Origin of the sequence: Pseudoalteromonas sp. APC 3495 (assembly GCF_030407645.1) — a bacterium.
Taxonomy (GTDB): domain Bacteria; phylum Pseudomonadota; class Gammaproteobacteria; order Enterobacterales; family Alteromonadaceae; genus Pseudoalteromonas; species Pseudoalteromonas tetraodonis.
On the sequence record NZ_JASDDA010000012.1, the window covers coordinates 34105 to 49569 of the forward strand.

Sequence of the window (15465 nt, forward strand, 5' to 3'; positions counted from 1 at the left end):
CTTATCTCACCTAATAAATTCTATTTTTAGCTTACACTGTTATTTGCTTGTAAGCCATTGCTGGAGCTTAGAATGAAGAGTTGTGGCATTGAGGGGTTTAGTTAAATAGTCATCCATACCAGTGGCCAAACATTTGTCTTTATCACCCTGCATTGCATTTGCGGTAAGCGCTATTATTGTTATGTTTTTATTTACCTTGCCTGCTTTGCCTTCTCTGATGGCAATAGTTGCTTGGTAGCCATCCATCGTAGGCATTTGGCAATCCATCAATATTAATTGATAAGTGTTAGCTGGGTTTTGATTCAACGTTTCAACTGCCTCAGCACCATTTTCAGCAATCTCAAATGTCACGTTCAACTGTTTTAAAAAAGCAGCGGTAACAACTTGGTTAATTTTATTATCTTCTACTAATAAAACATGCGCCGCGAGTGTATCTGTCATAACCTCAGTGGCAGCAAGCGACTTTAGTTGTGTATCAACGTGTGTTTGCTCGATAGTGCTTTTTGCAGTCAGCGCATTTTGTAAATCAAAAGGGGTGAGTGGTTTAAATACGAGGGTTTCTTCGGTTAATGGTAAGGTCGCGTTTTTATTTGTATAACTCATGGGAGCCATAATAATTAAATGGCCGCTACTTCTTGCTAAAAACTGCTTAAGTGCGAGTGCTTGAGCTTCGTATAATGGTTCAAATAAAGCACTGTCAACGAGCACAATGTTTGGTGGGGTATCTTCATGGCTATTAATGTAGGCACTTATAGACAGGTAATCGCAGATCGTGCTGACCTTAGCCCCCCAGCGAGTTAATTGTTTTTTGGCAATAGTGGTATTGAGTAAGCAATCATCAATAACCCAAATACGCTTATTTTCAATTGCTTGATATGCTTCGTGCTCTTGAACTAATTGAGGGGTTATCTTTATAAAAAAGGAAAATGTACTGCCTTCATTTGGTGTACTACTCATACTCACTTTGCCACCCATGAGCTCACACAGCTGCTTTACAATAGCAAGACCCAGGCCTGTGCCACCATATTGGCGTGTGGTTGATGTGTCTGCTTGAGTAAATGAATCAAATAAATGGGGCTGTTTCTCTGCGCTGATTCCTATACCTGAGTCAGCGATTGCACATTCTAAAACTGTGGCGCCAAGTGTGTGGGCAATTTTAGCGGTTATCAATATTTCACCGTTTTGGGTGAATTTAACGGCATTACCAATTAAGTTACTTAAAATTTGACGTAATCTATTCGGATCGCTAATAAATTCGCTGCTGGTGATATGTGTTGCATCCAAAATTAACGTGGTGTTATTTTGCTCGGCTTTTAATGCAAATGACTCAACCACTTCACTCAGTAAGCGAGGTAAATTAAATTGAATATTTTCAATGTCTAACTTGCCAGCCTCTATTTTAGAAAAGTCTAAAATATCATTAATAATTCCTAACAATGACTCTGCAGATGATTGTGCAAGTTTAATATGATGCTTTTGTTGTTGATCTAATTGGGTTGCTTTAACAATATTAAGCATTCCCAACACCCCATTCATGGGTGTGCGAATTTCATGGCTCATACTGGCTAAAAACTCACTTTTTGCAATCACAGCTTGTTCTGCGGCTTCTTTTGCCTTGACTAGTTGTGCCTCTGTTTCTATACGTTGTTGGCTAGAGTAAAGACTGCCAATTAAAGCCCCTACAGCAATTAAAAAGCTTTCTTCATTATGGCTCCATGTTCTAACTATATCTTGCTCAGCACAAACTACTCCAATAGAGCCACTGCTTGCAGGAATAAGAACACACAGCATCGCCTTGATTGAAAACGGTTGAAGGTAGCTTTCTTTGATAGGGGCTAAGTAGGGATGTTGTTGAGCATCATCAACACAAAATATCGCTTTTCGTTCTATTGCGGTAAAAAAGTCAGGAATAGTTTCTTGCAGCCACGGAATATTATTTTCGCTACCTGAACGATTAAAACTCGCAAATTGAATTAGCTGGGTTCTTTGTTGATTAAACAATTTTATACTGGCGCAGTTTACCTCAAGGGCTTGGCAAATAGACTGCGTGATTAATTCTTTAGATTGGCTTAGTTTGCCATTTAATATTTCATCACTCACCGTTAAGGAGGCCAAGGTTTCGTTAAAACGAGCAATTTTACGATTTTCTAATTCTACTTTTTTACGGGCATCAATATTTTGTAATGAACCAAATATTCTTACACAACGGCCATTTTTATGTTCAGCTTCACCGTGAACAAGTGCCCATACAGACTGACCATTTGCATTGATCACTTCAAGCTCAGTTTCGTAACTTTCACCATGCTTAATTGCTCTTTCAACCAGTTTAGCGATTTTTTCTCTACTTTCACCTTCTTTAAAATAGTTTAAATTTTCTGACCATTTTGGTTGCTCATCTAATGGGTATTCAAATATTTTTTTAGTCATATCTGACCAAAACACGTGTTTTTTTTCTAAGTTAAACGACCATGCACCGACTTGTGCTAAATTACTCATCACCTCAAGCATTCTTTCGCTTTCTTGTTCACGGTTGAGTATTTTTAGATAAAACAAAAAGGCAGAAATGAGCAAGCCTAACACGGTTAAAATAATGAACCGTAAAGGCCAGATCGAAGAACTCACTGGTTGCCAGCCTTGCTTGGGTATAACATAAAGCTGCCAAACACCTCCTTGAAAGTTTAAAGTAAATTCTAGAGGGTCTTGATCAGTAATAGAGGGGTCACCGAAAAAAAACTCACCTTGCTTACCTAATCCATTACGTCCTTGTATTGCTATATTATAATTTTGCTGTAGTTCAATAATCCCCGAGTTTTCATAAACTTTTTCTATATCGAGTACCACTGAGAGCAATCCCCAAAAGGCGTTATTTTCTGGCAAGTATACTGGTACGCGCGCAATCAAGGCTTCGTTGCCTTGGACAAGCTGAAGTGGACCTGCCATCACGATCGTATTCGTGTCTCTTGCTTTAATGGCATCTTCGCGCTGTGCTTTATTTTCCAAAAAATTAAGACCTATCGCTTTTTCGTTACCTTTAAGCGGATGGGTCATTTTTATTACCATGTCTGGCGCCGCGCCAATGTTACGTAGCTCATTTGAGGTTTCAAAAAGTGGGGCTGCAATTTGTTCAAAGCGAGTTTGATCTAAGTTTGGCTCAGCGGCAACAGCAATAGCTAAGCCACGAATGAGTTGAATATTAGACACTAATACAGCTTCAAGTTGTGCTCTATAGGTACTTACCTGCGACAGAGTGCGTAATCGATAAGCATCTATCTCACGGTGATAATTGACGTGATCAAGCACCAAGCTGATAGTGATTATCAACACCAGCGATAATAAAAAAGTCAGCTTAGCGTTATTAATTCGGGTGCGTTTGTTTTTGCGCTGCGGGGACATAGAATGTAATTAAGTTGTTAATCAAGACAGGCTAACTATAGTCAATTTATCGAAGAAATAAAAATGGCGCAGTTAAAAATGCGCCATTTTATTTTTATAATTAGTAGTTTAGGTGTGGTTATGAGTCGCTAACTTCGCGCGCCCAATGCTGTTGCTTTGCAACGTGTAATTTGCGGTAACCATCAAGAAGTGCTGCATGCTTTTTAAAACCCTCAAGCGATAAGCCTGGGAAAGTTAAGCCGTTAAATAATTTACGACCTTCAGCAATTTCAATAGCAAGCGTGACATTGTCGCTACCAAACATTAAACCTAATGCATCTTGATAACTTGCATATTCGCGCTCGTCATCATATTTAATTTCAAGGATTGCTTTTAAGCAACGAAAGTGACGCATCGCTTCGTCGTTTACTTGGCCGGTATGCAAAATCCAATCAACCCAGTCAATAGCTTCTTCATTACCCGCCGCTAAGCATAAATGTGCTTTAAGCTCACCAATGCGTAGTGTGTGCCAAGGTGTATCGGCGTCGGTTGCTAAGCCAATGAATTCAGCTGCGCGAATAATATCGCTGTGGCCTGCTTCTTCGAGGTTGTCGTAAATTTCCATCCATTGTTCGCTATCGTACTGATCAAGCGATAAGAAGTCTTCACGGAATTTAGCGCCTTCATTATTGTTGCGCCAAATTAACTCATCTACTGGATAAATGTCTGACATACCAGGAACTAAAATACGACATGCATACACGTTTAAGTGGGTGTAATCCATAATATATATATCGTGACCCATGCTATGAATTAAATCAGTACAGAAGTTGTATTCTTGCTCAGTTGAACCACTAAAGTCCCAATGTACAAATTCAAAATCTGCTTCAGAGCGGAAAAAGTCATGTGAAATTAAACCGCTTGAATCAATAAAGTGCAGTTCAATGTTCTCAGGAGTAGCGACTTCGTCGTTATCAAATGTAGCAGGTTGGAATACGTCTAGTTGATCTAGGCGACGACCTTGCAGTAATTCAGTAACGGTACGCTCTAGCGCTACTTCAAATGAAGGGTGGGCACCAAAAGAAGCAAATACTGACCCATCAACAGGGTTTATAAGCGTGACACTCATTACTGGGTATTTACCGCCTAGTGATGCATCCGCAATGCGTAAATGGAAGCCATGGCTACGCAGCTCTTCACAAGCTTCATGAATTTTAGGGTATTGTTTTACCACCTCTTCAGGCACGATTGGCAAGCTGATACCTTCGGCAATAATGCGGTTTTTAATAGCGCGCTCAAATACTTCAGATAATCCCTGAACACGGGCTTCAAATTTAGTATTACCGGCACTCATACCATTAGAAACAAAAATATTACCAATCACATTCACCGGAATGTAAATGTCTTGGTTGTCGCGCTGACGAGTGTACGGTACAGAACAAATACCACGTTCGAAATTGCCAGAGTTAAAGTCATAAAGGTGTGATGCGGTTAATTCACGCTCTGGGTCAAAATAATCCCATAAGCTCTCATCCATAATACCCTGTGGTATTTCATCGTTTTCAACTTTAAACCATTTCTCGTTTGGATAATGAGTAAAGTCATCATTGGCAAATTCTTCGCCTAAGTAAAAATCAGCAAAAAAGTAGTTACAGCTTAAACGCTCAAAATATTCACCTAGCGCAGAGGCAATAGAGGCTTTATCAGTGGCACCTTTACCATTAGTAAACATCACACCGCAGTCGCTATCTTTTATATGAACTGAATAACAGTTTGCTACAGGGTTAAGCCACAGCGCTTCTTCAATATTAATATTTAGCGCTTTTAGCTTGTTTTGCATGGTAGAGATAGACGATTCTAAATCGCGGTCTTTACCTTTAATAAATGTTTTTTCAGTCATTTTTATCTCAACTAGGTCTGCACAATACATGAACTGTGTATTATCGTGGATTTTGATGTTTATTTCACCCTTTACCCGCTTTTCGTAGCGTTTTTAATAGAACGATTATGAATATATGCTAATAATAGTTTATTGAAATAGTTAAAGGGTATGTTTATGTTTAAAGTAATCAAACGGTTGCTATTGGTTGTTGTGGTTTTAGCACTCGCCAGTACTGCAATTGTTTACGGCGTTTTGACCTTAAGTTTGCCAGCCCTTGATGGTAAAGGCCGAAGCGATGCGGTAACACAGCCCGTTAAAGTCGCTCGTGATACGCTTGGCCAAGCCGTTATTACTGCAACTACTCGTCATGAGGCTGCCTATGGCTTAGGGTATGCGCATGGGCAAGACCGCTTTTTTCAAATGGATTTATTACGTCGTAATGCGGCCGGTGAGCTAAGCGAACTATTTGGTGAAGCCGCGCTTGGGCTTGATAAAAAAATGCGTTTTCACCAATTACGTAAACGCAGCCAAGCTATTTTAAAAACCCTCCCGAAGGCCGACAAACAGCTGCTACGCAGTTATGCCCAAGGTGTAAATGAAGGCCTTGCACAAGTAGGGTACCCAAGTTTTGAATATTTAATCACAGGGGCCGAGCAAAAGCCTTGGCAAAGTGAAGACAGTTTATTAGTTATTTTTAGCATGTACCTTGATTTACAGTCATCTACATTTGAGCGCGACCAAGCTTTAATTCAAATAGAGCAGCAGTACGGTGCTGAAATGGTAAGTTTTTTAACTCAGCCTAGCCAATATCAAGCCGCATTGGATGGCAGTCAGCTCGCTCTTTTGAATAACCCAATCCCCGAGCTTTTATCGCAACCAATCACCGCGATTAAACCCATTACCGCTAACTTAGAAGTGGGTAGTAATAATTGGGCGGTCACCTCAAATTTAACCAACACTCAGGCTGCGATGCTCTCTGATGATATGCATTTATCAATGGCTGTGCCGGTTATTTGGTATCGAGCCCAATTAAACTATTCATTAAATAATAAACCCATGCAGGTAACGGGTGTCTCGCTTCCGGGAGCGCCGGCGATTGTAGTAGGCACAAATAACAACGTTGCATGGGGGTTTACCAACGGGTATTTAGATACCGCCGATTGGATTGCGCTTAATAGCGATAGCAAAATGTGGCAAGTAGATGAGTCTATTGCATTACCCAGTGGCAAAGTAGAAAGTTACTCTCTTACGCTCAGTGAATACGGTCCGGTAAAATACATTAATGAAAAGCCTTATGCACTGAGCTGGGCTGCACATCAACCATACGCCGTTAATATGCAGCTATTACAGCTTGAGCAAGCACAGAGTGTTGATGATGCGCTTGATATTGCAAGTGACGTAGGCATTCCTGTGCAAAACCTGCTGGTGGTCGATGACCAAGGAAATGCAGCATGGAAAAATATGGGCGGCATACCTGCGCGAACAACACCTAGTGAATTAGCCGTAAAAGAAGAAGATTACTCCGCGCTTTGGCAGCAAAACGAAATCGATCGACCTTTTATTAAAAATCCTGAAAACGGGCGATTGTGGACAGGTAATTCTCGAGTGGTATCTGCTGATGATAACGTCCGTTTTGGTAATGGCGGCTATGCGCTTGGAGCACGTGCAACGCAAATTCGCGATAGGTTATTTGAAAAACAACGCTTTAATGAAAGTGATTTTTATCAGTTGCAGTTAGATAACCAAGCACGATTTTTAATGCCTTGGCATGCCTTATTGCTTGAGCAGTTAAAAAAGCAGCCCACGCGCTATAAAGATCATATAAATGCCCTCGAAAACTGGCAGCAATGCGCTTGCCCGCAATCAATAGGGTATACCTTAGTAAAGACGTATCGTGATGAACTGATTAATATTTTATTTAGCAGTATTGAGACAACACTCAACCAGCAAGATGGCACATTAAAATATGTGAAACGTGATTTAGAGCCTGCTGTTTGGCAGTTAATAAAGGCTCAGCCAACAAGTTGGGTTAATCCGCAGTTTACTAATTGGGAGCAGCAATTACAGGGCGCATTTGAGCAAACACTCACGCAGTTAACATCAAGGTTTGGTAGTAACATACAAAACTGGCAGTGGGGAAAAGTAAACGAATTAGCGATTGAGCACCCGTTTGCTAAACAAATGCCCATACTAAGTAAGTTACTTAACATGCCAACAGCGCCCGGGTTTGGTGACAGTTATATGCCAGCGGTGCAAAAACGTAGTTTTGGCGCATCACAGCGTTTTATTGTTCAGCCTGGGCACTTAAAGAATGCTATTTTAACGATTCCGGGTGGGCAATCAGGGCACCCACTTTCTGAATTTTACCGAGCTGGTTTTGATGAATATGTAAAAGGCAAGCACACGCCATTATTACCGCAAGCATTAATGCATCAAATTGAAATTGCACCAATGAACGACTAGCCTTGGATGCAAAGTGAGCTAAATAAGTAGTAATAACGTTTTATAACCCAGATAAAGCAATTATAGGAAAACAAAAATGAAAAAATTACTACCGGCATTAATCACCAGTTTACTGTTAAGCAATTATGCATTTGCGGATGAAAACCCTGTTACGGCTACACAATTAAGTGAACATGTTTACGTGTTATTTGGTCAAGGCGGTAACATTGCCGCAAGCGTGGGGGATGATGGCATTTATATTATTGACGATCAGTTTGCCAAGCTTTCCGACGATATAAAAAAAACCATTAGCGACTTAAAGCCAGGCAGTGCCGAGTTTGTAATTAATACCCATCATCATGGTGACCATACTGGTGGTAACGAGAACTTTGCCAAAGCGGGCGCACATGTGATTGCTCACGACAATGTGCACAAACGCTTAAAAGAAAAACATGGTGAGGGTTCTGATTACTTACCGCGTATTAGTTTTGGCCATGATTTAAAACTGCACTTTAACAATGAGCATGCGCATGTTGTGCACTACTCAAATGCACACACAGATGGCGACTCGGTTATCTTTTTTAGTAACGACAACATAGTGCACATGGGCGATATATATTTTAACTTTGGAAGCTTACCTTTTGTTGATGTAGATAGTGGCGGTAGTGTTGATGGTGTTTTAGCGGCGGTTGATGATGTGATCAAACAAATTGATGAAAAAACAACCGTTATTCCAGGGCATGGCCCGATAAGCGACCGTTCAGGGCTAATGACGTATCGTAAGCTGGTACAAAAAGCGAAAGATGTTATGCTTAATGCTATGCAAAACGATGCCAGTTTAGAGCAAGTCCTCAAAGCCGATCCATTATCAGAACTTGGCCTTGAATATGCAAACTGGTTACCAAAAGAGCGTGTAACCACCCTTTTTTATCGCAGTTTAAAGTAGCGCCTAGCGCGAACCATAACGCATAAACCTAATTAAGCTGAGCATTTGTTCAGCTTTTTTGATTTTTACGTGCCTAAAGGAGTTGTATATGTCGGCAGAAAAAACCCATCTTGAAATTTGTAATTTAAGCAGAGAACAATACCCACAAATTAAAACCTTGATGGACGAAGCGTACCCTGATTTAGGCGGCGCATGGCCAAGCCATACAATTTTTAGACTTATAGATCAGTTCCCTGAAGGGCAAATTGGTATTGTTGATGATGGCGTGCTGGTGGGTTTAGCGCTGAGTGTCCAAGTAGATTATGCACGTTTTTCAAACCCGCACACCTATGAAGATATTGCTGATGGCCATGACCGTGTATTTAGTGATACCACAGGTGACGCGCTATATGGTTTAGATGTTGCTATTAGTGAGCAGTACCGAGGCATGCGATTAGGGCGTCGTCTTTATGATGCCCGTAAAGAATTATGTCGCCAATATAACTTACGCGCTATTTTAGCGGGTGGCCGCATTCCGCGTTATTACAATCACAGCAACGATATGACGCCAATGGAATACATTGCCAAGGTGGATCAAAAAGAGATATACGATCCAATATTGAGCTTTCAATTAGCTAACGATTTTCAGGTAAAGCGTTTACTTAAAAAGTACCTTCCAGAGGATCAAGAATCAGTAGGTTATGCCACGTTACTTGAGTGGAATAACATTATGTTTGAGCCAACCGATACCGTTATTGAGTCGACTAAATCAATTGTACGTGTAGGGGCTGTGCAGTGGCAAATGCGCTGTGTTGAGTCGGTTGAAGAAATGCTTAAGCAAGTTGAATATTTTGTTGATACGGTGTCTGATTATAAAAGCGACTTTATTTTATTTCCGGAGTTCTTTAACGCGCCACTGATGGGGTTAACTGAGCAAAGTAATCAAACCGAAGCCATTCGTTATTTAGCTGAATACACTGAGACATTTAAAAACGCGATGTCGCGCATGGCAATTGAGTACAACGCGAATATTATCACCGGCTCTATGCCGCTTGCCGAGGGGGATAAAATCTATAACGTGAGTTACCTGTGCCACCGCAGTGGCAAAATAGATGAGCAACGTAAAATTCATATCACCCCGCATGAGCATAATGATTGGGTGATTCAAGGCGGTGATAAAATAGCGGTATTTGAAACCGATGCCGGTCGCGTAGGGATTCAAATTTGTTACGATGTAGAGTTTCCAGAGTTGTCGCGTATTTTAGCAACCCAAGGGCTTGATATTTTATTTGTGCCATTTTGGACCGACACCAAAAATAGTTATTTACGTGTTCGCCACTGTGCACAAGCGCGCGCTATTGAAAACGAATGTTATGTGGTTATCGCAGGTTCGGTGGGTAATTTACCCGAAGTAGAAAGTTTAGATGTACAGTACTCGCAATCTGCTGTTCTTACACCGTCTGACTTTTCATTTCCACACGATGCCACACTAAATGAGGCCACCACCAATACCGAAATGCTATTATTTAGCGACTTAGATATGGACAAGTTAAAAATACTTCACAGTGAAGGTACCGTGCGTAACTTAAAAGACCGCCGCAGTGATTTATATGAAGTGATATTGAAAAAGAGAGATGTTTAATGGCGTGGATGTACTTAATAATTGCAGGGTTACTTGAAATTGGTTGGCCAATAGGCTTAAAAATTTCTCAAACCCCTGAAACTCGTTGGCAAGGCATTGCAATTGCAATCGCGTTTATGGTCGCAAGTGGCTTTATGCTTTGGTTAGCGCAAAAGCAAATCTCTATGGGGACTTCTTATGCGGTATGGACGGGTATTGGCGCAGCAGGTACGTTTTTAGTTGGTATATTATTTTATGGTGATGCAGCCACTTTTGGCCGTATTGCTGGTGTATTAATGATTATTTGTGGTGTCATCACCTTAAAAATTAGTCATTAATTGTTAGATTAAAAAACAAGCGCAGATTTATACCTGCGCTTTTTTTAACTACTTGGCAGCATAACCAATATGGCAGCCACTGCAATCAGCACTAGCCCCGCACTGTCTTGGCGCTTTAGCGGCTGCTTTAGCCATAAAATAGAGATTAACATGGTAAAAAATACTTCTATTTGACCGAGCGTTTTTACATAGGCGACATGCTGTAAGCTCATGGCACTAAACCAGCCTACGGAACCTAAGCAGCTAAATACACTCACTGCACTTGTCATTTTCTTATATTGATACATCATTTTAAAGGTATGGCGCTCTTTTAAAGCAATGTATATACATAACATCAGTGTTTGCAAGCTAATAATCAGTAACAAAACCCACGCTGGTGCATAAGGAAAAGCTATACCCGAGCTTAAACTTGCTTCGCGGATCCATGACGATGACAACGCAAACGAAGTACCGCAAGCAAGCCCTGTTAAGGCGGTTTTTAAGCTAAAATGTTTCACATTCGCAATGCCGCTTAATAGCAATACAGCGAGTGCGCCAATAAATACACCAATCCAACCTAAAAATGAAAGCGCCGAACCAAAAAATAGTAACCCTAATATCGCCGCCATTAGCGCTTCGCTTTTAGCAAGGCCGGCGCCTACTGCAAAATTGTTCATTTTAAACAACTTCACCATGAGCCCTGTGGCAATAATTTGCACTATGCTGGCTCCAATAATATAGCTAATAAATAAAGGATTAAATGAAGGGAGAGGCGCATCTTGGTAATAATAAAGCGCATATAAATACAGCCCTGCAATAGGGCTTGCGACAATAAAGCGGGCTAGAGTAACGCCAGCAACGCTGACATGAGCGCTTAATTTGCTTTGCAGCGCATTACGCCATGACTGCATAAATGCGGCAAAAATAGTGAGTAAAATCCAAATCATCTTAAATAACATACAAAAAAGTGGAGAGCTAATTTAGCAGTACTCTGGCATTAAAGCGACCATCAAAAAGGCATAATGAATATTCATCACCTGCGACAATTTGCCACAGTGACGCACTGCTTAAATCGGCTATAGTGTGAGGGATGTTACTGCTAGCCGCCAGAGCCCAGGTTATTTATATTTGGCGGCTTTTTTCTATTTGCTGTGTTATTTTGGGTCATAAATAATAACTCGAGAATTATAATGACGATTTTATTGGTTTGCGCCTTAATTGCAGTGATCATGCCTTATGTTGCGAGAATCCCAGCTATTATAGAAATGAATAAGCTCGGTGGTTACGATAATAAACATCCGCGGCAACAACAAACACAACTTACAGGACTCGGAGCACGGGCGCTGGCTGCTCATCAAAACTGTTTTGAATCGTTAGCGGTTTTTGCCGTTGCTTTGGCTGCTGTATTAGGCACAAACAATGTTAATGCCGTAAGCGAAACTTTAGCGATGACGCATATTGTAGCGCGTATTTTATTTTGTACTTTTTATTATTTAAACCTCGATATTATTCGCTCGATCACTTGGCTGGTAGGAATAGGCACCGCTATTGGCATGATCGCCGTCAGTTTATAACGAGAATAAGCAAAAACCACAAAGCAAGCAGCCTAAAAGGGTGCTTGCTTTATAGTCTTAAACACCTATTCCCATTAATGCGATATGTTAACCCGCTCTATTAAATCACTTTTTGTAACTGTACTGTTGAGTGCAAAATCAAGTTGTATTAGTACGTTTTGTTGTCCCATTGATGAAGGTGTATATTGCCATTGCATAAGTGCTCTTTTTGCTTCTTTGTTAAAGACTGCTTCTGGTTCAGCTTTTACAACATTAATGTTAGCTGTTTTGCCTGCTGGGGTTATGTCGTATTTTAATACCACCGAACCGCTAATGCCTTGTTCCGCCGCTTGTTTTGGGTAAAGCGGTTCGATTCGCATTACGGGAGCGATAGATGTTTCTTTTTTAGCTGATGCTTCAGGTTGCTTTGCTACAGCTAAGCCACTGAGCAAGCTCGCAGCGATAAGTAACACGCTTCCTTTTGCTAGGCGCGAATGTGCGCCGTTATGTTTGATATTAGTAAGTCGTTGTAACATGGTTTTTTTATCTCCGTAGTGTGAATAAGCCATCAGACCCGCTGGCGCATTGGCAGCGCAGTTTATTAAGGCTTTGCTGTATAAAATTTGTTGCTGTGTGGTTTTATTGCTTAGTACCCGTTCATCACAAGTTAGCTCCTGCAAACGTCTACAGCTTGCGTAAGCCATCCAAGCCAGAGGGTTAAACCACAATAAAATTGTAGCCAGTAATAGCACCGCATTTATAAGGTTGTCTTTGCGCTTTATATGCACGTTTTCGTGCTCTAGAATAAGCGCCAGAGTAGTATTATCAAACTGAGTATTATAATTGTGCGGCAATACCAGTTTGCTATTAAAAACACCAATGACCATGGGCGTAGCCACCTGAGCACTGGTATAAGTTTTTACTCCGGTTATTACCTGCTTAAAGTTCGCTAATTCAGTGAGCTGTAGGCCTTTAACAAATCGGGTATGGGTAACAACAGCGGCAATTAATAAGACCGTGGTAATAATGACATACAGTAGCGCCCAACTAACACTTAAACCGTTTGTAAGTACCTGATTAGGCGTAATTAAATGGTAACTAATGCCGCTATTTTGCAGTGGCTTAATTGCACTAGGTAAATTAGCCAACAGAACTGATACAGGTATTAACCAAGCTAATTTATACACAAAGCGTGAACCAAGGGTTTTTAAGCCAAAGCGCTCCAGTAAAACAAACCCTGCAAACAACAGACTTAATAATAGCTGCTGCTCAATGAGCCAATTAAATCCTATTTGAATCGCCATGCTAACTCCTTACTTTTGATTCTTTTCCCAGTCATCAATGACTTTTTTAAGCTCGTTTATATCTTGCTGAGAGAGTTGCTCCGATTTAGCGAAGCCACTTACCAAAGGGGCAATACGACCACTAAAAAAGCGCTCTATGAAGTTCTTACTCTCTTTTAAAGTATAATCAGCACGCTTTATACAGGGGGTGTAAATATATTGGCGGCCGTCTTTTTCAAAGCTAAGCGCGCCTTTTTTTACTAAACGACCCAATAAGGTTTTAATGGTTTTTTCGTGCCATTGTTTATCGTCACTTAAACGCTCAATAATTTGGCTGGCTGTGGCGGGGTAGTTAATCCAGAGTGCATCCAGCACTTCAAATTCTGCTTTTGATAATTCGATCATTTTATTGCCTACAAGTGTAATCTTTTATTTAAGACTACGCCTGTAATCTATTTTTGCAAGTTTATTTTTTGTTTTTTAATCACGCTAAAGGAAGGGGATTAGTGTGAGCTTATTGGCTTAAAATATCGTTTTTGTTAATTTTTATAAAGTGGTTTTCTGGGAGGTTTAAATTATCTAATAGTAATTCACTGATCTGTACGCGGTATAAATCAATGACTGTGTAGCCACAGTAATGCGCCATTTTACGTATTTGCCTGTTGAGCCCTTGTTTTAAAACAATACTAAATTGATTACTCGCTATTTTAACTACTTCACAAGGTCGTGTTATTTGCTTATCAACGGGGACGCCTGCCGCCATTTTTTCACAAAAATGCGCGTCTAATGGTTTATTCACAGTGACTAAGTAGCGTTTAGGTTGATGAAAGTCTGGATGAATCAGTTGATTACAAAAGTCTCCGTCGTTGGTCAAGATAATTAAACCACGAGAATCTTTATCAAGGCGGCCAATAGGGTAAACACGGGTAAGTTGAGGCAGGTGATGAATAAGGCTGCTGGGGTCGTGATGATTGAGTTTACAGTCAATCCCTACCGGTTTGTGATAGGCAAAGTACACTAAATCGGCTGGGCCTTTAATGGCGTGACCATTAACGATAACACGGTCGTTTTCGTCCACATGATCAATATGATTAGCGGGGCGATTATTAACGATGACAACGCCTTCATCAATCAAGCGCGACGCTTGTTTTCGTGAGCAAATACCGGCATGAGCAATGTATTTAGCAAGTCGAATTTTTGTATCCATAATGCCGTGTAATTAAAAAATATTGATCGCGATTATAGCAAAGCTGCGTATTGATTACTTGGACAGTTAATTTAACAGTAGGTAGGTTACTATGGGTATTCAATTTTCAGAACTAAAAAAGCATCAGCCATTACAAAAAGTGGTTGTTCATTCACTGGAAATGGCCTTGTACCAAGTGTCTGTTGTCATTAATAATGTTGAATACTATGTACAAGAAAGTAATGGTGAATTTGTGAAGGCACTAAGCCCATTACATATTCAAAAACGCTTTGAAGATATCGCCTATGCACAAATGATGCTAAGGCACACCAGTGCTTATGATGAAATGTGTGGTCAACCAGAAAAAATTTCCAGTAATATGCTCGAAGTGCCCTTTGGGCAAAACAACCTGTTTTAATATCAGGTATTTGCTAATATAGGTCTATTTGGAATCATCCAATGTACCTATTACATCCCGATAATTCTGAGCAATTAAATCAAGCACTGCGCGCGCACATGCTTGAGTTTAATGCTCAGCACTTCGACGCACAGCGTCAACCTCTTGGCTTTAAATATCTCGATAAACAAGGTGAGTTAGTTGCAGGCATAAGCGGTCATGTGTTTGGTAACTGGTTGCTAATAAGCTGGCTATGGTGCGATGAATCTGCGCGGGGCAGTGGTTTGGCCGATTCGTTATTAATGTCATTAGAACACGCGGCGATTGAACAAGGCGCTGCTCAGGCTCAGCTTGACACCTTAGATTTTCAAGCCAAGCCTTTTTATGAAAAACGGGGTTACCAAGTTAAATATCAACTTGATAATTACCCACTTAATGGCACTCGTTACTTTATGGAAAAACCGCTAATAGTGGCTAAATAACGCTG

General features: G+C 40.6%; 13 protein-coding genes. 7 read left to right on the forward strand and 6 right to left on the reverse strand.

The genetic code is table 11. The features are described 5' to 3' along the window. Positions 1 to 39: 39 nt before the first annotated feature. The gene (locus QL984_RS07175) at positions 40 to 3393 is read right to left on the reverse strand and encodes an ATP-binding protein (RefSeq protein ID WP_290172252.1); all 3354 of its coding nucleotides are present in this window, start codon (positions 3391 to 3393) and stop codon (positions 40 to 42) included. A gap of 118 nt (positions 3394 to 3511) precedes the next feature. Then, positions 3512 to 5272 (reverse strand): 30S ribosomal protein S12 methylthiotransferase accessory factor YcaO, encoded by a 1761-nt coding sequence (gene ycaO / locus QL984_RS07180; RefSeq protein ID WP_013463710.1) that lies wholly within the window; start codon positions 5270 to 5272, stop codon positions 3512 to 3514. 156 nt (positions 5273 to 5428) lie between these two features. On the opposite strand from ycaO, the gene QL984_RS07185 reads away from it, so the two are divergent. The 4 genes from QL984_RS07185 (at position 5429) to QL984_RS07200 (ending at position 10580) form a co-directional block, all read left to right on the forward strand. Beyond that, positions 5429 to 7717 (forward strand): penicillin acylase family protein, encoded by a 2289-nt coding sequence (locus tag QL984_RS07185; protein ID WP_290172255.1) that lies wholly within the window; start codon positions 5429 to 5431, stop codon positions 7715 to 7717. Positions 7718 to 7793: 76 nt separating this feature from the next. Continuing rightward, a complete protein-coding gene (locus QL984_RS07190; RefSeq protein ID WP_013463711.1) occupies positions 7794 to 8642 on the forward strand; it encodes an MBL fold metallo-hydrolase in 849 nt (282 codons plus the stop codon). 88 nt (positions 8643 to 8730) lie between these two features. After that, positions 8731 to 10263: a bifunctional GNAT family N-acetyltransferase/carbon-nitrogen hydrolase family protein gene (locus QL984_RS07195; protein WP_013463712.1), complete on the forward strand. Its 1533-nt coding sequence runs from the start codon at positions 8731 to 8733 to the stop codon at positions 10261 to 10263. Continuing rightward, entirely contained in the window at positions 10263 to 10580 is a 318-nt protein-coding gene (locus QL984_RS07200) for a multidrug efflux SMR transporter (protein WP_010392612.1), read from the forward strand. The genes QL984_RS07195 and QL984_RS07200 overlap by 1 nt, the downstream gene beginning before the upstream one ends. A 44-nt stretch (positions 10581 to 10624) precedes the next feature. On the opposite strand, the gene QL984_RS07205 is transcribed toward QL984_RS07200, so the two are convergent. Further along, complete coding sequence (locus QL984_RS07205; RefSeq protein ID WP_013463714.1) at positions 10625 to 11506, reverse strand: DMT family transporter; 882 nt, start codon at positions 11504 to 11506, stop codon at positions 10625 to 10627. 243 nt (positions 11507 to 11749) lie between these two features. Between QL984_RS07205 and QL984_RS07210 the strand changes: the two genes are divergently transcribed. Then, positions 11750 to 12133, forward strand: coding sequence for an MAPEG family protein (locus QL984_RS07210; RefSeq protein WP_290172258.1), 384 nt, complete (start codon positions 11750 to 11752; stop codon positions 12131 to 12133). 74 nt (positions 12134 to 12207) lie between these two features. On the opposite strand, the gene QL984_RS07215 is transcribed toward QL984_RS07210, so the two are convergent. From QL984_RS07215 to QL984_RS07225, 3 genes are all read right to left on the reverse strand, one after another. Further along, positions 12208 to 13416 carry a M56 family metallopeptidase gene (locus QL984_RS07215; protein WP_013463717.1) on the reverse strand — a complete coding sequence of 403 codons (1209 nt, stop codon included), beginning with the start codon at positions 13414 to 13416 and terminating at the stop codon, positions 12208 to 12210. 9 nt (positions 13417 to 13425) lie between these two features. Then, entirely contained in the window at positions 13426 to 13800 is a 375-nt protein-coding gene (locus QL984_RS07220) for a BlaI/MecI/CopY family transcriptional regulator (RefSeq protein ID WP_013463718.1), read from the reverse strand. A gap of 109 nt (positions 13801 to 13909) precedes the next feature. After that, entirely contained in the window at positions 13910 to 14602 is a 693-nt protein-coding gene (locus QL984_RS07225; RefSeq protein ID WP_013463719.1) for a pseudouridine synthase, read from the reverse strand. Positions 14603 to 14693: 91 nt separating this feature from the next. Between QL984_RS07225 and QL984_RS07230 the strand changes: the two genes are divergently transcribed. After that, a complete protein-coding gene (locus QL984_RS07230) occupies positions 14694 to 14999 on the forward strand; it encodes a DUF6482 family protein (RefSeq protein WP_013463720.1) in 306 nt (101 codons plus the stop codon). 41 nt (positions 15000 to 15040) lie between these two features. Beyond that, on the forward strand, positions 15041 to 15460 hold the full coding sequence (locus tag QL984_RS07235) for a GNAT family N-acetyltransferase (protein WP_013463721.1): 420 nt from the start codon (positions 15041 to 15043) through the stop codon (positions 15458 to 15460). Positions 15461 to 15465 lie beyond the last annotated feature (5 nt).